The sequence below is a fragment of the Methylobacterium sp. Leaf85 genome, from assembly GCF_001422125.1.
Classification (GTDB): Bacteria; Pseudomonadota; Alphaproteobacteria; order Rhizobiales; family Beijerinckiaceae; genus Methylobacterium; species Methylobacterium bullatum.
Genome location: NZ_LMME01000030.1, coordinates 176420 through 195433, shown reverse-complemented (window position 1 = coordinate 195433; position 19014 = coordinate 176420). Strand labels below are relative to the sequence as shown.

Below are 19014 nucleotides of genomic sequence, written 5' to 3'. Positions count from 1 at the left end.
AAGAAAAACGAAGGCCGCCGCCGCGTCGCGAGCCCCGGCGTGCGAGGCGGGTCCGGGGCCGCGAGGCGGGTTCGTCAGCCGAACAGGATCAACCCCGCGAAGCCGAGCGAGCCGACGATGATGCGCCACCACGCGAACAGCCGGAAGCCGTGGGAGGACACGTAGTCGAGCACGGTGCGGACCACGACGAAGGCCGAGAGGAAGGCCACGACGAAGCCGATGGCGATCAGGCCAAAATCGTCCTGCGAGAGGTTCTTGTAATTGTCGAGGAGGTCTTTGGCGAAGGCCCCGGCCATGGTGGGGATCGCGAGGTAGAACGAGAACTCGGTGGCCGAGCGCTTGTCCGCTCCCATCAGCATCGCGCCGACGATGGTGGCGCCGGAGCGCGAAACGCCGGGGATCATCGCGATGCACTGGAACAGGCCGATCCTGAAATCCATCGGCAGGGTGAAGTCGAAGACGTCGCGCTTCTTCACCTCGAGGTCGGTTTCGTCGAGGACGAGGAGGACGAGGCCGCCGGCCACCAGGGTGGCGCAGACGATCCACGGGTTGAATAGGTAGAACTTGATGTATTTCGAGAACAGGCCGCCGATGATCGCCGCCGGCAGGAAGGCGAGGAGGATGCCCAGGACGAAGCGTCTCGCGTTCGGATCGCTCGGAAACGCCACGGCGATTCCCAGGAGGCGGCGGAAATAGACGGCCAGGATCGCCAGGATCGCGCCGAGCTGGATCAGCACCTCGAACGTGTTGTTGGGCGATTGAAAGCCGATGAAGTGGCCGACCAGGAGCTGGTGGCCGGTGGAGGAGACCGGAATGAACTCGGTGGCGCCTTCGACGACGGCGAGCACGACCGCCTTCACGATGCTCATGGCATCCATCATGTCTCGCCTCGGTTGTTGTGGGGTGGGAGCGCGGGTCGCCGCACGGTGTCGGCGATCAGAGTTGACGAGCGGTTACCGGAACATGTCCAGCGTGTTAATGAGGCGGCAATGATCGGGCAATAAGTCTCGACCGGCGACCCTCACCCACCGGCGGTCCCGATACGGCGCGTCCCGCGGTTCCATCCCCTTCGAAACGGCCTCTATGGCGACGCTTCACCACTCCCCCTTCTGTCCGCATTCGCGCTTCATCCGTCTCGTGCTCAGCGAGATGGGCATGGAGCCCGCACTCGTGGAAGAGCGGGTCTGGGACCGGCGCGAGGCCTTCCTCCTCATCAATCCGGCCGGGACGACGCCGGTCCTGGTGGAGGAGACCGGGCTCGCCGTGCCGGGGGCCGGCATCATCGCCGAGTATCTGGACGAGACCCGCGGCCTCGGCCTGTCCGGGCGCCGGTTGCTGCCGGAGGCCACCGCCGATCGCGTGGAGGTCCGCCGCCTGCTCGACTGGTTCCTGGTGAAGTTCGATGCGGAGGTGACCGGCTATCTCGTCACCGAGAAGATCTCGAAGCGCTTCATGACCAGCGCCAATGGCGGCGGTCCGCCGGACATGCATGCCATTCGTGCGGCGCGCACCAATGTGCGCTACCATATGAAGTACATCGGCTACCTGATGTCCCGCCGGAAATGGATCGCCGGCGACCATCTGACCTATGCGGATCTCGCGGCCGCGGCTCACCTCTCCTGCGTGGATTATCTCGGCGACGTGCCATGGGACGAGGACGAGACGGCGAGGGACTGGTACGCGCGGCTGAAATCGCGCCCCTCCTTCCGGACGCTGCTGGCGGACCGGGTTCCGGGCATGGCCCCGGCGGATCATTACGCGGATCTCGATTTCTGAACTCCCCTTCGGGCCAGTTCCGGGCAGAGGGCAAGCAGGCGGCCGGCCGCCGGGAGCAGCGCAAAATTCTCTCCGGCGATGCGCTGAGGCAGGCGCTCGAGGCCCGCGCCCGGCATCTCGGCTTCGACGCGGTGCGGGTGACCACCCCCGATGCGGCGCCGGCCCTGCGCGAGCGGCTGCCCGCTTGGCTCGCCGCCGGGCATCACGGCGGGATGGAGTGGATGGTGGAGCGCGCGGACCAGCGCGCCGATCCGTCGATCCTGTGGCCGGGCGTTCGCAGCATCGTGATGCTGGGCATGAACTACGGCCCCGAGGTCGATCCGCTCTCGCTGCTGGCCCTGAAGGATCGCGGCGCCATCGCGGCCTATGCCCAGCGCCGCGACTATCACGATGTGGTGAAGGGCAAGCTGAAGGAGCTCGGCGGCTACCTCTCCGCCAAGGGCGACGTGCGGGTGAAGGTCTTCGTCGATACCGCGCCGGTGATGGAGAAGCCCCTCGCCGCCGCGTCGGGCCTCGGCTGGCAGGGCAAGCACACGGTCCTCGTCTCGCGCGAGCACGGCAACTGGCTCCTGCTCGGGGCGATCTACACATCCGCCGATCTCGTGCCGGATCTGCCCGAGGCCGACCGTTGCGGCTCCTGCCGGCGCTGCCTCGACATCTGCCCGACCGCCGCGTTTCCCGCCCCCTACCAGCTCGATGCGCGGCGCTGCATCTCCTACCTCACCATCGAGCACGAAGGGCCGATCGCGCCCGAATTCCGCGAGGCCATCGGCAACCGCGTCTTCGGCTGCGACGATTGCCTTGCGGTCTGCCCCTGGAACAAGTTCGCCGTCGCCGCCTCGGAGGCGCGCCTCGGCGCGCGGGCCGACCTCGCCGCGCCTCCCCTCGCCGAACTGGCGCGCCTCGACGATGCGGCCTTCCGGGCGCGGTTCGCCGGAACCCCGGTGAAGCGGACCGGGCGCGACCGCTTCCTGCGCAACGTCCTCATCGCCATCGGCAATTCCGGCGATCCGGCGCTCGCTCGGGAGGCCGAACGCTGCCTCTCCGATCCGTCGCCCCTGGTACGCGGTATGGCCGTATGGGCGTCGAGCCGCCTCACCGACGGGGCGGCGATGCGCGGCCTTTTCAACAGCCACGCCATCGGCGAAACCGATGCCGAGGTCGGCGCCGAATGGCGCGCGGCACTCGATCACGCGGGAAACACGACGGCATGAACCTCTTCGTCTTCGGTCTGGGCTTCACGGCGCGCCGCTTCGTCGAGCGCGCGGCGGGGCGGTTCGGCGAGATCCGCGCCACCGTCACCGACCCGGCCCGGCCCGGCGCCGGCCTCGGCGATGTCGCCCTGCGCGGCTTCGGCCCCGAGACGGACGACGCGCGGATCGCGGGCGACCTCGCCGACACCGACGTGCTGCTGGTGTCCGCCCCGCCGTCTCGCGATGGCGACACGGTGCTCGCCCGTTACCGGGACGCCATCGCCGACAGCCGGATCGGCTGGATCGGCTATCTCTCCACCATCGGTATCTACGGCGACCAGCAGGGCGCCTGGATCGACGAGACGACGCCGCCCAACCCCACGAGCGGGCGCTCGCATGGCCGCATCGCGGTGGAGAAGGCCTGGCTTGCCTTCGGGCAGGAGACCGGCAAGGCGGTGCAGGTGTTCCGGCTGTCGGGCATCTACGGGCCGGGCCGCAACCCCATCGTGAAGCTGCGAGAGGGCAAGTCGCAGCGCATCATCAAGCCGGGGCAGGTGTTCAACCGCATCCATGTGGACGACATCGCCACGACCCTGCTCGCCTCCATCGACAGGCCGAGGGCGCAGGCGATCTACAACGTCACCGACGACGAGCCGACGCCGCCGCAGGTGGTGACGGAATACGCTGCCGGCCTCGCCAACCTGCCGCTGCCGCCCGAGATCGATTTCGAGACGGCGGATCTGAGCCCGATGGCGCGCAGCTTCTACGGCGAGAACAAGCGCGTGCGGAACCGCCTGATCCGCGAGGAGCTCGGCGTCGATCTCGCCTATCCGACCTACCGCGAGGGGCTGGCGGCGCTGGTGGCCGACGCCAGGGCGTGACGCTCCGGCCCAATCACTTGGCGTGAAAAACGGCTTTTCGGTCTCTTCTTTCGGCTGCGATAGACGTGATGTGGCGGGATGCCGGTTATGTCAGTGGCATTTATACTAAAAACCATAAGTGAGCTGAGTCGATATAAGTTATTTTATAGTGATAGAGTGAGTTCTTTGATCGCCCAAAAAATGCGTTTCGGCGGAGATGGGCTGTCGATTTCGGATGGTATTGCGACGTATATTGTCAATAATGGTAAAAATAACTTATATGAATTTTAAAAACTGTATTTATACTAACTATGATTGAAACTACGTAGTGAAATCGTTCTGTTCGTGTCTTTGATTTCTCGGAGCCACATGTGCGTCTAGTCGGCGATCGATTCCGACGACATCGTCGCTGTACCAGCATACTTTCATCGTCGATGGATGGTGTCTCGACGATCTGGCCGGGCGACAAGGGTTAAAGGTCAAAAATGGTATATATGTACCGGTAAAATGCTGATTTGTTGCGGTATCTCGCCATAAAGCGCGGTGCGGCAATTTGAATGCAGTTCGATCCGGCTTCCGGCTACGCTTCATTGACTTTCCATTAACGGACGCTTCGCATAACGATGCTTGACGTATGAGGTGTGCCGGCTGATTCCGGCGGTCTGCGCAAGTATCGCCGTTCGAATGAGAAAGCGGGTCGTGACGGCAAACGGTTCACGGTCACTGCGGAATCCATTCAGCCTGCGAGATCGCCGGCGATTCCGGCGCCCGCGTCGAGCGTGCCGATCATGATCCCGGCGAGGTCGTCACTGAAGGTGGTCGCGTGGCTTCGAACTGTCGTCAGGCGGATGGACCTGCCTGGCCGGGCTCGATCCCTCTTCCGTGTCTCCTCCGGAGTGGGTGCTGGACGAACCGGCTTCCGCATCGATCCGGGGGGCTGGTTGAAATCCATGCGGACGTCGCGCACGAGCGAGTCGAGGATGCAGCCGAGCGAGGAGCGTCTGACGCTCGCCCTCGATAGCGGCGTCGAGGGGATCTGGGACTGTAACCTCGCCGACCGATCGATCTGGATCTCCGAGCGCTGGCTCGCCCGCCTCGGTTATACAGTCGACGCCATCGAGGCCAGGCAGCCGATGGATCACATCGTCCACGCGGAGGACCGCGAGCGCCTGACCCTCGCCATGATCGAGCACGTCAAGGGCCTCGCCTCCACCTACGAGTGCGAGCATCGCGTCGTCTGCGGCGACGGCACCTCGTTCTGGGTTCTCACCCGCGGGCGGGTTGTGGAATGGGACGGCACGGGCCGGGCCGTGCGCGCGGTCGGAACCCAGATCGATATCACCCACCGCCGGGAAGCCGAGGCCCGCGTCGCGTACCTGGCCCTGCACGACGACCTGACGAGCCTGCCCAATCGCCGCCTGCTTCGCCAGCGGCTCGACCGGGCGGTGATACGCGCTCGGGAAGGCCGGTCTTCCGCCGGGGTGCTCGCCTGCGACCTCGATGGTTTCAAGGCCGTCAACGATACGCTCGGCCATACCGGTGGCGACCGTCTCCTGCGCATCGTCGCCGATCGCCTGCTCGAAGCCGTGGGCTCCGGCGATACCGTGGCCCGGCTCGGAGGCGACGAGTTCGCCCTCGTGCTCGAAGGGCTCGGCGGTCCGCACGAGGTCGATGCGATCGCCAAGCACGTGATCGCGGTTCTCGGCGCCCCCATCGAGATCGACGGCATGATGGTCGAGATCGGTGTCGGCATCGGCGCCGCGATGGTGCCGGACGAGACCATCACCGCCGACGACCTGCTCCGACGGGCGGATATCGCGCTCAACGAGGCCAAGACGACGGGGCGTGACACGTATCGCCGGTTCGAGCCTGCTCTGGCCGCGCGCCATTCGGCGCGCCACCTCCTCGCCTTCGACATGAAGGACGCGATCCGGCGGGGCGACTTCCACCTCGTCTACCAGCCGGTCATCGACCTGGCGGCGGAGACGGTCACGAGCTTCGAGGCGCTGATGCGCTGGCGTCACCCCGAACGGGGTCTCATCTCGCCCATGGAGTTCATTCCGGTGGCGGAGGAGACCGGGTTGATCGTGGCCCTCGGCGCCTGGGCCCTGGCCGAGGCGTGCCGCGAGGCGACGGCATGGCCCGACGAGATCCGCGTCGCCGTCAACGTGTCGACGGTACAGTTCCAGCACGACCTCGAGCGCTCGGTGTCGAGCGCCCTCGACGGGGCGGGCCTGTCGGCGGACCGGCTCAAGCTCGAAGTGACCGAGAGCGCGCTGATGCGGGACCCGGAGCGCGTCGTGGCGACCTTGCACCGCCTGCGGGCGCTGGGCGTCAGGATCGCCCTGGACGATTTCGGCACCGGCTACTCGTCGTTGAGCTACCTGCGGCGGTTTCCCTTCGACAAGATCAAGATCGACCGCACCTTCATCAAGGACATCGCCGAGCCTGATGCGGCGGCCATCGTGAGGGCGGTGGTGGGTCTCGGGGAGCGGCTTGGCATGAGCATCGTGGCCGAGGGTGTCGAGACGGCGGAACAGCTCGATCTCGTCAGGAGCGAGGGCTGCGACGAGGTCCAGGGGTTCCTGTTCAGCCGGCCGCTCCCCGCCAGCGAGGTCCAGGCGTTCCTGCGCTCCCGCCGCGCGAGCGCGGCGGCATAAACGGGATCAGGCCGCGCGCTTGTTCGCGGCCGGGCCGAAATGACCGATGTAACGGGCGGCGATGGCCGAGACCGGCAGGACCACGAACACGTCCGTGGTGCCGAACTGGTGGTCGATCACCGCGCCGTCGCCGAAAGTGGCGCCCACTCGCAGGTAGCCCTTGATCAGCGGCGGGAGCGACTGGAGCGCGGCCTTGGCATCCACCACCTCGCGCGGCAGACGATCCATGGCCACGTGCCGTCCCGGCAGAGCCCTGGCGCACCAGGGCTCGGGCGCGCGGGCATGGTGGTGGAGGAAGCTGAGCGCCAGGGCGAGCCTGTCCGGGTCGGTCCCCTCCAGGCTGGCGCAGCCCAGCATCGCGTCGATGCGGTGGTGCTGGACATAGGCCCAGATCCCCGCCCAGAGCAGTTCCACCGTGCGCTTGGTCCGGTAGGGTTTCAGCACGCAGGACCGGCCGAGTTCGAGGAAGCGCTTGCCGGGATGCGCGGCGAGCAGGGGCGCGATGTCGTATTCGCCGGCGGTGTAGAAGCCGAAATTGCGGTCGGCCGCGTCCTGGCGCAGCAGGCGGTAGGTGCCCACCACCTTCGGCCTCGGGCGGCGGAAGGGTTTCGCCTCCGTCGCCGCATGGTCGATCACCAGGAGATGGTCGCAGACCGTGTCGTAATCGTCGATGTCCCGCCGGGACAGCAGGGACATGCCCGAGGCCACCGCCGACATCTCCTGGTAGAACACCCGGTAGCGCAGGCGCTGGGCGCGGCGGATCTCCGAGACGGTGGTGGCGAGGCGCACTTCGAGGTCGCCGATGCGGCCGAGCACCGGGTCGAGACCCGGAGCGGCCAGGGGCTTCTTCAGGCGCGGCTTGAACCGGATCGGCGTTCCGCCCGGCGGGATCAGGGACCGGCCACCGGCGCCGGGAAGGCTCGCGAAGCCCGGCAGGCCGGAGAAGCCGGCATGTCCCGCCTCGAGGCGCTTCTGCTTGAACCGGGCGAAGGGCGCGTGGACATGGGCCTCCCAGCCGTTGAGCCAGGCCGTGGACGCATCACGCGCGAAGTTCGGGACCATCGTCCATTCCGCTCTGCCGGACCCGCGAGGCCGGCTCCCGATGGAGCCTGGAGCCTCATATCCGCGAGGCCACATCATCACGAAGCCCGAACGCTTTTATGACAGGCTTTTGCGTGAATCCAGAGACGGTTAGTGTCACGCCAAAATGGTTCGCCGGCGACCCTTCCATGGGTAGCCGCCGAACCTTTCCCATTCTCCTCTTTTCCGGCTCAGGCAACGGGGAAGAGAGGGCAGCCGGACCGGTCTCAGACGAACTGGTTCAGGCCGGGGATCGAACCGACGATCGGCCCCATCACGTCCTCGCCGGCCTTCTCGCGGCCGAAGGCGAACAGTTCGGCGCCCAGCGGCTGCATCTGTCCCATGGGAACGCCGGCCGACATCAGCTTCTGGCCCAGCGCCATCACGCCCCCGCCCATCATGCCGCCGAGCATGCCCATGAGGCCGCCGCCGCCCTCGCCCTCGTTCGCCTGGGCCGCCGCCGCGTCCGCACCGGGCATCGCCGCGAAGAGCTGGGCGACCTCGGTGGCCGGGCCTTCCTTCTGCAGGAAGGCGAGGATGTGGCCGATGGCCGTCTGCGCCGTCGCGGCGTCGAGCCCGGTCTTGGTGGTGACGCGGGCGATCAACTCTTCCATGTAACGATGCTCCAACGCATGAGTGTGCGTAGTCCATCTGGTCTGTCCGCGATGAAATCAAGCGCCAGGTGCGGTGCTGCTGGAAAATGCGTCCCCCGGGCGTCATAACCCCAGGGTCGCTGCGCTGGGCGCGACGCGAAGCGGTGGGTTCAGGCGATCATGCAGAGCGACGGCACCATCCTCGTCGGCAAGAGCGGCACCAAGCCGGAGGCGCTCACCCTCAGGCTCGCCAACCGCCACGGCCTCGTGGCCGGCGCCACCGGCACAGGCAAGACGGTGACGCTCCAGGTCCTGGCGGAGGGGTTCTCCAATGCCGGCGTCCCGGTCTTCGCCGCCGACATCAAGGGCGACCTCTCGGGGCTGGCGGCGGCGGGCGAATCGAAGCCGGTCTTCGTCAAGCGCGCGGAGGAACTCGGGATCGCCTACGAGCCCGACCGTTTCCCCACCGTGTTCTGGGACCTGTTCGGGGCGCAAGGGCACCCGATCCGCTGCACGGTGATCGAGATGGGGCCGCTGCTGCTGGCCAGGCTGCTCGAGCTCAATGACACGCAGGAAGGCGTACTCAACATCGCCTTCCGCGTCGCGGACGACAACCAATGGCCGGTCCTCGACCTGAAGGACCTGCGCGCGCTGCTGCTTTACTGCACTGAGAACCTGAAGGAGATCTCGGCCAAGTACGGCAACGTCTCGGCCGCCTCCGTCGGGGCGATCCAGCGGCAATTGCTGATGCTGGAGAACCAGGGCGCGGACCAGTTCTTCGGCGAGCCGGCGCTCGACCTCAACGACTTCATGAAGCGGGACCGCGACGGGCGCGGCATCGTCAACATCCTGGCCGCCGACAAGCTGATGCAGCGGCCGCGCCTCTACGCCTCGTTCCTGCTCTGGATGCTGTCGGAACTGTTCGAGCAGCTGCCGGAGGTGGGAGACCTCGACAAGCCGAAGCTCGTCTTCTTCTTCGACGAGGCACATCTCCTGTTCGACGACGCGCCAAAAGCCCTCCTCGACGCGGTGGAGCAGGTGGTCCGCCTGATCCGCTCCAAGGGCGTGGGTGTCTATTTCGTGACGCAGAACCCCCTCGACCTGCCGGAATCGGTGCTCGGCCAGCTCGGCAACCGTGTCCAGCACGCGCTGCGCGCCTTCACGCCCCGCGACCAGCGGGCGGTGAAGGCCGCCGCCGACACGTTCCGGCAGAATCCCGGCTTCGACGTCGCCTCCGCCATCACTGAACTCGCCGTCGGCGAGGCTCTGGTGAGCTTCCTCGAGGCCAAGGGCACGCCCTCGATCGTGGAGCGCGCCCTCATCGCCCCGCCGCAGGGGCGGGTCGGCCCGCTCACCGAGGCGGAGCGCGCCGAGCTGATCGCGAAAAGCCCGCTGCGGGGGAAGTACGACGAGGCGGTGGACAATGAGAGCGCCTACGAGATCCTGGCCCGGCGCAAGGGGCTCGATTCCGCCCCAGCCGAGGCGGCGCAGCAATCGGAAGGTGGCTTGAGCGGCATGCTCGGTGGGCTGCTGGGCGGCGTGCTCGGCTCGAAACCCGCCGCCAAGGGCGGTCGCCGCCCGCCGCAGAGCCTGGCCGAACAGGTCATCGGCAACGCGGCCCGCTCGATGGCGCGGACGGTGGGCACGCAGGTGGGGAATGCGATCCTGCGAAATGTACTCGGCGGGTTGATGAAGCGGTAGAGGCGTCCGAGCTTCAAGTAAACTGAAAAAATTCCGATTCTGTTGGGCTATTGCTTTGATCGTGACCATTAATAAACTTAATTTCGATAATGTCTGGCTCGTTGTATTGTCGGCGAATTCATTTGATTCTGAAAATATGGAATAATTTTCTTTGGATTGATAATGCCGACCGGTGTTTCGCGAAAAAACTAGATTAACTTGATGTTGATGTGTGTAATCCAAATCTATCGCCCTCTCTCGAGGGCTGCGGGTCATGCTTGGACGTTTCAAAATCATCTACAAGTTGGGTCTCGCCATCGGGTTGGTCTGTGCCGTCCTCGGTACCTGCGTCTGGTACACGACCGGACGCCTCGTCGAGATCGGTGGGGATTATGGACGGTTCATCGCCCATGAAGCGAAGGGGGCGGCCAATGCGCGGCGCGCCAACCGGTTCGTGTTCGAGATGAACCATGCCCTCTACCGGGCCATCACCGAGCCGGATGCCGAGGCCAAGAAGCGTTATCTGGCGCAGATGGATCAGGCGTATCCCAGGCTCAAGCAACTGATGATCGACCTGCCGAAGGAGGCGCCGGCTTTCGCGGCCCGCGTCCAGGCGATCGCCGCTCAGATCGACCGTCTGATCGCTGACAGTCTCAAGGTGCGTGCGCTGGTGGAGAAGGGCGAGACCGCCAAGGCCCTCGACCTGATGCACGAGGCGGTCGATCCGAACTTCAAGGAAATCTACACCGCCTGTGGCGCGCTCTCGAACGATGTCGCCAGCTACATGGATGCGGGGGCCGCCTCCCTGGCGTCGCTGACCGAGTCGACCCGGTCCGCCGCTTTGGCGGCGAGTGGGCTCGGCATCGTGCTGAGCCTGGTCTGCGCGGGACTGATCTCGATCTTCGGCATCACCCGGCCCATGGGCAACCTCGTCGCCGTGCTTCAGCGCATGGCCGGAGGCGCCACCGATATCCGCATCTCCGAGGCCGCGCGCGGTGACGAGATCGGCGCGATCGGCAGGGCCGTCGACGGGATCCGGACCATGGTCGCCGCCAGGGCCGCCGAGCAGACGGAGATCACGCGCATCGCCGACGAGGCCGCGGCCACCGAGCGCCGCCGCGGGATGATCGAACTCGCCGATGGTTTCGAACTGGCGGTGGGTGGAATCGTCGGCATGGTCTCGTCGTCCGCGACAGAACTGCAGGCCACCGCCTCCACCATGACGGCCACCGCCCATGAAACGGCCAGCCAGTCGACGACGGTCGCGGCGGCGGCCGAGCAGACCGCGACCAATGTCGGCACGGTCGCGGCGGCGGCGGAGGAGCTCGGCTCCTCCGTGCAGGAGATCAGCCGCCAGGTCGCGGGCTCCGCGACCCTCGCCCTCACGGCGGTCGGCGAGGCGGACCAGACCGCCCGCCTCGTGAACGAACTGAGCCTGGCGGCCAGCCGGATCGGCGACGTGGTGAGCCTGATCTCGACCATCGCTGGGCAGACCAACCTCCTCGCCCTGAACGCGACGATCGAGGCCGCGCGGGCCGGCGAAGCGGGTCGCGGCTTCGCGGTGGTCGCCACGGAGGTGAAGGAACTCGCCAGCCAGACGGCACGGGCGACCGAGGAGATCTCCAGCCAGATCACACGGATCCAGGGAGCGACCGGCGATGCGGTTCATGCCATCGGTGGAATCTCGACCCGCATCCGCGAGATCAACGCGGTGGCCGCCACGATTGCCGCGGCCGTCGAGGAACAAGGCGCGGCGACGCAGGAGATCGTTCGGACCGTCGCCCAGGCGGCGGTGGGCACCAACGAGGTGACGAGCAACATCTCCGGAGTGGCGGGCGCCGCTGAGGAGACCGGAGCGGCCGCCTCCCAGGTACTGTCGTCGGCCTCCGAGCTGTCGCGCCAGTCCGAACACCTGCGAGCCGAGGTCGGCCGGTTCCTGGCCAACGTGCGCGCCGCCTGAGCGGCGCTCGACGCAAAGGCCCGTCCATTCATTGACAGGCGGGCGAAACCCGACTAGCTGACATCCGCAACGCGCGGCTTCCTCGACGAAGTCCGCGCGTTTCGCGTTCGCAGCATCGCTCGAATCGGTGTCGCGGATGACCTGAACAAGAAGACGGTCCAGGCTCGCAAGGCTGGAGGCCGGCAGAGAACACGAAGAGAGAACGATGTTCGCAGTCATCAAGACGGGCGGCAAGCAGTATCGCGTTGCCGCCAACGACACCATCACGATCGCCACCGTCGAGGGCGAGCCCGGCTCCGCCGTGACCTTCGGCGAAGTCCTCCTGTTCGCGGACGACGCGGGCGCCACCCAGGTCGGCGCGCCGCTCCTGTCGGGCATCAGCGTCGCCGGCGAGATCGTCAGCCACGGCCGCGACGCGAAGGTCATCGCCTTCAAGAAGCGCCGCCGTCAGAACTCGCGTCGCAAGCGCGGTCATCGCCAGCACCACACCGTGGTGCGCATCACCGGCATCAGCGCCTGACGTTCTGATCGAGACATTCGGAGTCAACCACAATGGCCCATAAAAAAGCAGGCGGCTCGTCCCGCAACGGCCGTGATTCGGCCGGTCAGCGCCTCGGCGTGAAGAAGTTCGGTGCCGAAGCCGTCATCGCCGGCAACATCATCGTCCGTCAGCGCGGCACCAAGTTCCACCCCGGCGTCAATGTCGGCATCGGCACGGACCACACCCTGTTCGCCAAGGCGGACGGACGCGTGCTGTTCCAGGTGAAGCGCGGCCGCGCCTTCGTCGCCGTCGTGCCGCACCAGGAAGCCGCGGAGTAATCCACGGCCTCCCACCGCGAGGCGGCGCCCGCACCGGGCATCCCGTCATCGACGATCGTCGGACATCGAAGGGAGGATGGTGCGCCATCCTCCCTTTCGTCGTCTGCGCGGGTCTCCGTCGTCCGGACGGTGTCGCCCTCGGAAGCGGAGCCGCGATGACGCAACGCACGCTCGTTCTGGCGGCCCTCGCCGCGACCGGTTCGGTCGCGGTCGCCCTCGTGCTTCTGGGTGGCGGAGGGGAGCCTCCCGCGACCCCGGTCGCGGACATTCAAAGACCGTCGCCACGGAGCCCGACGCTCTACTGCGAATTCTATAACTTCGTCGGGCGAAGCCCCAAGGTCGGCTTCACCTTCGCGATCTCCGACCATGACAAGCGGCCGGTCTTCGCCCAGGTGAGCCAGTTCGAGATGGACGGGACACGGGCCGAGTTCGGCTCCGATTCCCGCCCGATCTGGGCCTTCGACGACGCGCAGGTACCGGCGACCCTCACCTCGCCGGACGGCGCCATCGTCATCAATCTCTACGCCTACGACCGGACGAAGTCGGGTGGGGCGTGGTTCGAGGCGGGCCTGCGCAGCGTGCAGTACCTGAACCTCGACGGGAAGTGCCGACAAGGCGCAGCCTGAACCCGAACCCGAATGTGATTCGCCAAGGTCTGGAGCCAACAGGCCCCGCCCTCGGCGAATGAACGACAGAGACGAGAACACCCGTGAAATTCCTCGACGAAGCCAAGGTCTATGTGCGCTCCGGTGACGGCGGCGCCGGCTGCGTCGCGTTCCGGCGCGAAAAGTTCATCGAGTTCGGCGGCCCCAACGGCGGCGATGGCGGCCGGGGCGGCGATGTCTGGGTCGAGTGCGTCGACGGCCTCAACACGCTGATCGACTACCGCTACCAGCAGCACTTCAAGGCCAAGAAGGGCGAGCACGGCATGGGCTCGAACCGCCACGGCGCCAATGGGGCGGACGTGGTGCTGAAAGTGCCCGCCGGCACCGAGATCATCGCCGAGGACGGCGAGACCCTGATCGCCGACATGACCCATGTCGGCCAGCGCGTGCGTTTGGCCAAGGGCGGCAATGGCGGCTTCGGCAACGCCTATTTCACCACCTCGACGAACCGCGCCCCGAAACACGCCAATCCGGGCCTCGAAGGCCATGAGCAATGGATCTGGCTGCGCCTGAAGCTCATCGCCGATGCCGGCCTCGTCGGCCTGCCCAATGCCGGCAAGTCCACCTTCCTCGCCACGGTGACGGCGGCGAGGCCCAAGATCGCCGATTATCCCTTCACCACCCTGCATCCGGGTCTCGGCGTCGTCCGCTCGGACGAGCGCGAATTCGTGCTCGCCGACATTCCCGGCCTGATCGAGGGCGCCCATGACGGGGTCGGCCTCGGCGACAAGTTCCTCGCCCATGTGGAGCGCTGCCGCGTGCTGCTTCACCTCGTGGAGGCGACGAGCGAACATGCCGGCAAGACCTACAAGCTGGTGCGCAAGGAACTGGAGGCCTACGGCAACGGTCTGGCCGACAAGCACGAGATCGTCGCCCTGTCGAAATCCGATGCCGTCGATCCCGATACGCTGAAGGAACAGGTGGCGCGACTGAAGCGGGCCTCCAAGGCGAAGCCGCTGATCCTGTCCTCGGCCACTGGCCTCGGCGTGCAGGACGCTCTGCGTGCGATCACCCGCGAGATGATGGAAGCCAAGGCGGCCGAGGCCGAGGCACAGCCGGTGGAGGCTTGGCAGCCCTAATTCCCTAGAGTGCGCGTGGTTGAGGCACGCTGTCGACGTTGACGCTGTGCCGCCACTAGCCGCTCCATCCTCTTCAGGTCAGTGGAGCCGATACGAAAAGCGCAATCAACCCAGGTATCTACCACGCGGTGCATGCTATCTAAGTCTATCCGCATTGAGAGCCTGCGAGCCTCCATCATCGACGCGAGGCCATTAAACTTCTCGCCATAGAGGTCGACGAAGGCACGGACCTTTCGAATGCCTTCGCCTTTCGAAACCACGTAATCCACCGCACCCATGTCATACATCGTGTGGGCGGTATGTGAACCGGCTTTCAGAACCATATCTTCGGTACGTCGCATGCCGATACGCTCCGCGATGTAGGAATATGCGCCCATACCGGGAAACATATTGAACTTCATCTCGGGCAGTCCGAAGCGGGATTGCTCCTCTGCGAAAAGGAAGTTGCAAGAACGCGCGGATTCGAACCCGCCGCCGAGGGCCTGGCCCTGTACGAGGCACAGGGTCACCACCGAGAGCCCAAGCCCCGTATGGCTGATATAACCCGAGTGGATGCACTCGTAGCCGTAATCGCGAAGGGTTTCATGGTCTCCTTCTCTGATGCATCGGACAAAGAGGTCGAGGTCGCCACCCAGGCACCAGATCCCTGGCTCACCCGAGGTGTGGAGAAGGAAGCGCACCGGTCTAGCTTCGAATGGGATGCCCACCATAAAGTCCGCCAAGCCATCGCAGAGCGCCCTGTAATCTCGGAGAAGTTGGAGAGAGAAGCATGGGCGGTCACGGAACATCAGGGTCGTGATGAGAAGTCGGCGCTTGCGATCGTATGCGATGCCGATCTCCGTGAGTCGGCCACGCAATGTATCCATGAAATCCTCAAAATCGACCGCGGGAGAGGCGATTCTAGGATGCACGTTCACAGCAGTACCAACCTGAGGCATGATTGATCGAAGGCGATGCCGTAAGAAGCACTCCTCCAGGGCGAACATTATCGCGCATGCAATCTTAACGGGATGTGGTTCAAGGAGATCGTGTTTCGACGCATCCCCAGAATGGTGGCGTGCCCTGGCGAGGACGGCTTAGCGATCGTTTCCTCTCGCTACACTGCGAAAAGGACAGTGCTTCTTATCCCTTCTGAGCCCAGCAGAATTACTCCGCGATCCGCCCACAAGCGGCGAAGGTCTAACCCCGGTCTCAGCCTGCGGCGAGGGCGGTGCTCCGTTCGGTCCATGGGTACGTTTTCACTCCCGCAAAGTTTACCCCCTATTCAAGACGGGGGAACGGGCTTGCATACGTAGCAGACCGAGACATGCGCCACTTGCCCGACCTTCGTGGACCGGACCCATGCGCTGCCGCTGCTGTTCAACGGCGAGGACTTCGTTCACACGGATATCGCCTTCGCCTACACCCCCGTGCCATGACCTCTTCTCCCCAGACCGCCCCGTCCCAGATTCCAGCCCTTCAGGATTTCCGCCGCGTCGTCATCAAGGTCGGCTCGGCGCTACTCGTCGACCGCGCGCGCGGTCGCCTGCGCCATGCCTGGCTGGCGGCGCTCGCCGAGGACATCGCCGATCTGCATGCGCGGGGCGTCGACGTGCTCGTCGTCTCCTCGGGCGCCATCGCCCTGGGGCGGACGGTGCTCGGCTACGCGCCCGGCACCCTTCGCCTGGAGGAAAGCCAGGCCGCCGCCGCCGTCGGGCAGATCGCGCTCGCGCGCTACTGGGCCGAGGCGCTCGGCCATCACGGCATCGCGGCGGGCCAGATCCTGGTGACGCCGCAGGACACCGAGGAGCGCCGCCGCTACCTCAATGCCCGCGCCACCGTGCTGAAGCTCCTGGAAGTCCGTGCCGTGCCGGTGGTCAACGAGAACGACACGGTGGCCACCAGCGAGATCCGCTACGGCGACAACGACCGTCTCGCCGCCCGCGTCGCCACCATGATCGGGGCCGACGTCCTGGTGCTGTTCTCCGATATCGACGGCCTCTACACGGCGCCCCCCGCCAGTGACCCGAACGCGCGTCATCTGCCCCTCATCGAGCGGATCACGCCCGAGATCGAGGCCATGGCGGGCGGGCCGGCCTCGGAACTGTCGCGGGGCGGTATGCGCACCAAGGTCGAGGCGGGCAAGATCGCCGCGAGCGGCGGCACCCACATGATCATCGCCGACGGGCGCGAGAAGAACCCCCTGCGCACCATCCTGCAGGGGGGGCGCTGCACCTGGTTCCTGTCCGGCTCGAACCCCGTCGCCGCGCGCAAGGCCTGGATCGCCGGTTCGCTCGAGCCGCGCGGTATCCTCGTGGTCGATGCAGGGGCGGCCCGCGCCCTGCAGGGTGGCGCGAGTTTGCTGCCGGTCGGCGTCACCGGATTGTCGGGAAACTTCGGGCGGGGGGATGCTGTGATCATCCGGGACGTGCAGGGCCGCACCCTGGGGCGCGGCCTCGTGGCTTATGACAGTGCACAGGCGGCACAGATCATCGGTCGCCCGAGTCGGGAGATCGCGGAATTGCTTACTCATCCCGGTCGCGCTGAAATGGTGCATCGCGATGACCTCGCAATGGCGGGAGAATAGGCTCGACTATTATGCAATGTGCTTGTTTTGCCGCCTCGACGCATGGCATGAGGGCACAATCGATATGCTGCCATCGCCTTGAACGGTGAGCTGCGAGGAAACAGACCGTGCCCGTTCTGAACCTGAGATCCGATTTCGCCGCCGCCCCCGATCTCACCGAGCAGATGCAGGAGATCGGCCACCGCGCCCGCGCGGCCGCCCGCAAGATCGCCCAGGCCTCGGCCCAGGCGAAGGATGTCGCCCTGCGCCAGGTGGCCGAGTGCCTGAGGGCGAGCCGGGAGGCGATCCTGGCCGAGAACGCGCGCGACGTCGCCGCCGCGAAGGCCAGCGGACAGACCCAGGCGCTGATCGACCGCCTCACCCTCGATGAGGGCCGGCTCGCCGCCATGGCCGATGCGGTGGCCAAGATCGGCGCGCTGCCCGACCCCGTCGGTCGCCAGCTCGCGGCTTTCGAGCGCCCGAACGGGCTGCTGATCGAGCGGATCGCCGTGCCGCTCGGCGTCGTCGGCGTCATCTTCGAGAGCCGTCCCAACGTCACCGCCGATGCGGGCGCCCTGTGCCTCAAGGCCGGCAATGCCGCTATCCTGCGCGCCGGGTCGGACAGCCACCGCACCGCCATGGCCATCGCGCGTGCCATGCGCGAGGGGCTGGAGGCCGCCGGTCTGCCGGCGGACGCGGTACAGATCGTCCCCACCCGTGACCGCGCGGCGGTGGGCGCCATGCTGTCGGGCCTCGACGGCTGCATCGACGTCATCGTGCCCCGTGGCGGGCGCGGCCTCGTGGAGCGGGTCCAGTCCGAGGCCAAGGTCCCGGTCTTCGCCCATCTCGACGGCATCTGCCACGTCTACGTGGCCGCCGGCGCGGATCTCGACATGGCGCGCACGCTGGTGATCAACAGCAAGATGCGCCGCACCGGCATCTGTGGCGCCGCCGAGACCCTGCTCGTCGATGCCGCCGTGGCGGAGACCCACCTCGCCCCCCTGGTCACGGCGCTGATCGAGGCCGGTTGCAGCGTCCGCGGCGATGAGGCGACGCAGGCGGTGGATGCGCGGGTCACCGCCGCCACCGAGATCGACTGGCGCACCGAGTATCTCGACGCCATCATCGCCGTGAAGGTGGTGGACGGGCTCGACGCGGCGATCGCCCATATCGAGGCCAACGGCTCGCACCATACCGACGCCATCGTCACGGCCGATGCCGCCGAGGCGACGCGCTTCCTCGCGGAAGTCGATTCGGCCATCGTCACCCACAATGCCTCGACGCAATTCGCCGATGGCGGCGAATTCGGCTTCGGCGCCGAGATCGGCATCGCCACCGGGCGCATGCATGCGCGCGGTCCCGTGGGCGTGGAGCAGCTGACGACCTTCAAGTACCGGGTCCATGGCCGCGGGCAGACGCGTCCTTGATGCGGCCTGCCTGATGCGGCTCGCCGGCTCCACCCGTGCGGCTTGAGGCGGAGGGGCTCGTCCGGCTGCCTCCCGCCGTGCCCGGCCTGCGGATCGGCCTTTATGGCGGGTCCTTCAATCCGGCCCATCTCGGCCATCGCCACGTGAGCCTCGTGGCGCTGAAACGGCTGCGGCTCGACCGCATCTGGTGGATGGTCACCCCCGGCAACCCGCTCAAGGACCGCACGGCTCTCGCTCCCCTCGAGACGCGGATCGCGGTGGCATCCGCCGTCGCCGACCATCCGCGTATCGCCATCACCGGTTTCGAGACGCAGATCGGCGCCCGCTACACCCGCCAGAGCCTGGCCTACCTCCAGGCCCGCCGCCCCGCCGTGCGCTTCGTCTGGATCATGGGGGCCGACTCTCTCGCGGCATTTCACCGCTGGCGCGATTTTCGTGCTATCGCCGCCACGATGCCGATTGCCATCATCGATAGGCCGGGCTTCACCCTGACGGCGCCGAGCGCCCGAGGGGCGCAGGCGATGGGACGATGGCGCATCGACGAATCGGATGCGGGGCTCCTCGCCGATCTCGAACCCCCGGCCTGGGTGTTTCTCCATGGCCCGCGCTCGACCCTGTCGTCCACGGCCCTCCGGGCCGGACGATGACGAGCGCGTCGCGACTCTTGAAAACGGAGA

The 19014-nt window shown here is 66.6% G+C and carries 17 protein-coding genes; 13 read left to right on the top strand and 4 right to left on the bottom strand.

Annotated elements, in window-relative coordinates; genetic code table 11:
- Nucleotides 1-74 precede the first annotated feature (74 nt).
- The gene (locus ASF08_RS15675) at nucleotides 75-878 is read right to left on the bottom strand and encodes an undecaprenyl-diphosphate phosphatase (protein ID WP_056147178.1); all 804 of its coding nucleotides are present in this window, start codon (nucleotides 876-878) and stop codon (nucleotides 75-77) included.
- A gap of 205 nt (nucleotides 879-1083) precedes the next feature.
- On the opposite strand from ASF08_RS15675, the gene ASF08_RS15670 reads away from it, so the two are divergent.
- The 4 genes from ASF08_RS15670 (at nucleotide 1084) to ASF08_RS15655 (ending at nucleotide 6489) form a co-directional block, all read left to right on the top strand.
- Entirely contained in the window at nucleotides 1084-1776 is a 693-nt protein-coding gene (locus tag ASF08_RS15670; RefSeq protein ID WP_018041671.1) for a glutathione S-transferase family protein, read from the top strand.
- Between the two features lie 83 nt (nucleotides 1777-1859).
- Nucleotides 1860-2990: a tRNA epoxyqueuosine(34) reductase QueG gene (gene queG / locus ASF08_RS15665; protein WP_082473242.1), complete on the top strand. Its 1131-nt coding sequence runs from the start codon at nucleotides 1860-1862 to the stop codon at nucleotides 2988-2990.
- Complete coding sequence (locus tag ASF08_RS15660; protein WP_056146941.1) at nucleotides 2987-3850, top strand: SDR family oxidoreductase; 864 nt, start codon at nucleotides 2987-2989, stop codon at nucleotides 3848-3850. The genes queG and ASF08_RS15660 overlap by 4 nt, the downstream gene beginning before the upstream one ends.
- 959 nt (nucleotides 3851-4809) lie before the next feature.
- Nucleotides 4810-6489, top strand: coding sequence for a putative bifunctional diguanylate cyclase/phosphodiesterase (locus ASF08_RS15655; RefSeq protein ID WP_056146939.1), 1680 nt, complete (start codon nucleotides 4810-4812; stop codon nucleotides 6487-6489).
- A 6-nt stretch (nucleotides 6490-6495) separates the two neighbouring features.
- Here ASF08_RS15655 and ASF08_RS15650 read toward each other — a convergent pair whose 3' ends face one another.
- The gene (locus ASF08_RS15650; RefSeq protein ID WP_056146937.1) at nucleotides 6496-7551 is read right to left on the bottom strand and encodes a GNAT family N-acetyltransferase; all 1056 of its coding nucleotides are present in this window, start codon (nucleotides 7549-7551) and stop codon (nucleotides 6496-6498) included.
- A 245-nt stretch (nucleotides 7552-7796) separates the two neighbouring features.
- Nucleotides 7797-8183 carry a hypothetical protein gene (locus ASF08_RS15645; RefSeq protein WP_018041676.1) on the bottom strand — a complete coding sequence of 129 codons (387 nt, stop codon included), beginning with the start codon at nucleotides 8181-8183 and terminating at the stop codon, nucleotides 7797-7799.
- 159 nt (nucleotides 8184-8342) lie between these two features.
- On the opposite strand from ASF08_RS15645, the gene ASF08_RS15640 reads away from it, so the two are divergent.
- The 6 genes from ASF08_RS15640 (at nucleotide 8343) to obgE (ending at nucleotide 14365) form a co-directional block, all read left to right on the top strand.
- Nucleotides 8343-9863 carry a helicase HerA-like domain-containing protein gene (locus tag ASF08_RS15640; protein ID WP_018041677.1) on the top strand — a complete coding sequence of 507 codons (1521 nt, stop codon included), beginning with the start codon at nucleotides 8343-8345 and terminating at the stop codon, nucleotides 9861-9863.
- A 253-nt stretch (nucleotides 9864-10116) separates the two neighbouring features.
- Complete coding sequence (locus tag ASF08_RS15635) at nucleotides 10117-11802, top strand: methyl-accepting chemotaxis protein (RefSeq protein ID WP_056146935.1); 1686 nt, start codon at nucleotides 10117-10119, stop codon at nucleotides 11800-11802.
- A gap of 205 nt (nucleotides 11803-12007) precedes the next feature.
- On the top strand, nucleotides 12008-12322 hold the full coding sequence (rplU, locus tag ASF08_RS15630) for a 50S ribosomal protein L21 (RefSeq protein ID WP_018041679.1): 315 nt from the start codon (nucleotides 12008-12010) through the stop codon (nucleotides 12320-12322).
- A 32-nt stretch (nucleotides 12323-12354) separates the two neighbouring features.
- A complete protein-coding gene (gene rpmA / locus ASF08_RS15625) occupies nucleotides 12355-12621 on the top strand; it encodes a 50S ribosomal protein L27 (protein WP_018041680.1) in 267 nt (88 codons plus the stop codon).
- A gap of 155 nt (nucleotides 12622-12776) precedes the next feature.
- Nucleotides 12777-13247: a hypothetical protein gene (locus ASF08_RS15620; protein WP_056146933.1), complete on the top strand. Its 471-nt coding sequence runs from the start codon at nucleotides 12777-12779 to the stop codon at nucleotides 13245-13247.
- 83 nt (nucleotides 13248-13330) lie between these two features.
- Nucleotides 13331-14365 carry a GTPase ObgE gene (gene obgE / locus ASF08_RS15615; RefSeq protein ID WP_056146931.1) on the top strand — a complete coding sequence of 345 codons (1035 nt, stop codon included), beginning with the start codon at nucleotides 13331-13333 and terminating at the stop codon, nucleotides 14363-14365.
- Here the strand turns inward: obgE and ASF08_RS15610 are convergent.
- Nucleotides 14362-15231 (bottom strand): crotonase/enoyl-CoA hydratase family protein, encoded by an 870-nt coding sequence (locus tag ASF08_RS15610; protein WP_162238966.1) that lies wholly within the window; start codon nucleotides 15229-15231, stop codon nucleotides 14362-14364. The two genes, obgE and ASF08_RS15610, sit on opposite strands and share 4 nt — an antisense overlap.
- A 548-nt stretch (nucleotides 15232-15779) precedes the next feature.
- Here ASF08_RS15610 and proB point away from each other — a divergent pair.
- From proB to ASF08_RS15595, 3 genes are all read left to right on the top strand, one after another.
- Nucleotides 15780-16931, top strand: coding sequence for a glutamate 5-kinase (proB, locus tag ASF08_RS15605; RefSeq protein ID WP_056146927.1), 1152 nt, complete (start codon nucleotides 15780-15782; stop codon nucleotides 16929-16931).
- A 107-nt stretch (nucleotides 16932-17038) separates the two neighbouring features.
- Complete coding sequence (locus tag ASF08_RS15600) at nucleotides 17039-18337, top strand: glutamate-5-semialdehyde dehydrogenase (RefSeq protein WP_056146925.1); 1299 nt, start codon at nucleotides 17039-17041, stop codon at nucleotides 18335-18337.
- A gap of 35 nt (nucleotides 18338-18372) precedes the next feature.
- A complete protein-coding gene (locus ASF08_RS15595; RefSeq protein ID WP_056146923.1) occupies nucleotides 18373-18984 on the top strand; it encodes a nicotinate-nucleotide adenylyltransferase in 612 nt (203 codons plus the stop codon).
- Nucleotides 18985-19014 lie beyond the last annotated feature (30 nt).

What these genes read in the sequence shown, in the direction of transcription:
- ASF08_RS15675 (WP_056147178.1), bottom strand. Translation starts at nt 878, where the DNA reads ATGGATGCCATGAGCATCGTGAAGGCGGTCGTGCTCGCCGTCGTCGAA.
- ASF08_RS15670 (WP_018041671.1), top strand. Translation starts at nt 1,084, where the DNA reads ATGGCGACGCTTCACCACTCCCCCTTCTGTCCGCATTCGCGCTTCATC.
- ASF08_RS15660 (WP_056146941.1), top strand. Translation starts at nt 2,987, where the DNA reads ATGAACCTCTTCGTCTTCGGTCTGGGCTTCACGGCGCGCCGCTTCGTC.
- ASF08_RS15655 (WP_056146939.1), top strand. Translation starts at nt 4,810, where the DNA reads ATGCAGCCGAGCGAGGAGCGTCTGACGCTCGCCCTCGATAGCGGCGTC.
- ASF08_RS15650 (WP_056146937.1), bottom strand. Translation starts at nt 7,551, where the DNA reads ATGGTCCCGAACTTCGCGCGTGATGCGTCCACGGCCTGGCTCAACGGC.
- ASF08_RS15645 (WP_018041676.1), bottom strand. Translation starts at nt 8,183, where the DNA reads ATGGAAGAGTTGATCGCCCGCGTCACCACCAAGACCGGGCTCGACGCC.
- ASF08_RS15640 (WP_018041677.1), top strand. Translation starts at nt 8,343, where the DNA reads ATGCAGAGCGACGGCACCATCCTCGTCGGCAAGAGCGGCACCAAGCCG.
- ASF08_RS15635 (WP_056146935.1), top strand. Translation starts at nt 10,117, where the DNA reads ATGCTTGGACGTTTCAAAATCATCTACAAGTTGGGTCTCGCCATCGGG.
- rplU (WP_018041679.1), top strand. Translation starts at nt 12,008, where the DNA reads ATGTTCGCAGTCATCAAGACGGGCGGCAAGCAGTATCGCGTTGCCGCC.
- rpmA (WP_018041680.1), top strand. Translation starts at nt 12,355, where the DNA reads ATGGCCCATAAAAAAGCAGGCGGCTCGTCCCGCAACGGCCGTGATTCG.
- ASF08_RS15620 (WP_056146933.1), top strand. Translation starts at nt 12,777, where the DNA reads ATGACGCAACGCACGCTCGTTCTGGCGGCCCTCGCCGCGACCGGTTCG.
- ASF08_RS15610 (WP_162238966.1), bottom strand. Translation starts at nt 15,231, where the DNA reads ATGGATACATTGCGTGGCCGACTCACGGAGATCGGCATCGCATACGAT.
- proB (WP_056146927.1), top strand. Translation starts at nt 15,780, where the DNA reads ATGACCTCTTCTCCCCAGACCGCCCCGTCCCAGATTCCAGCCCTTCAG.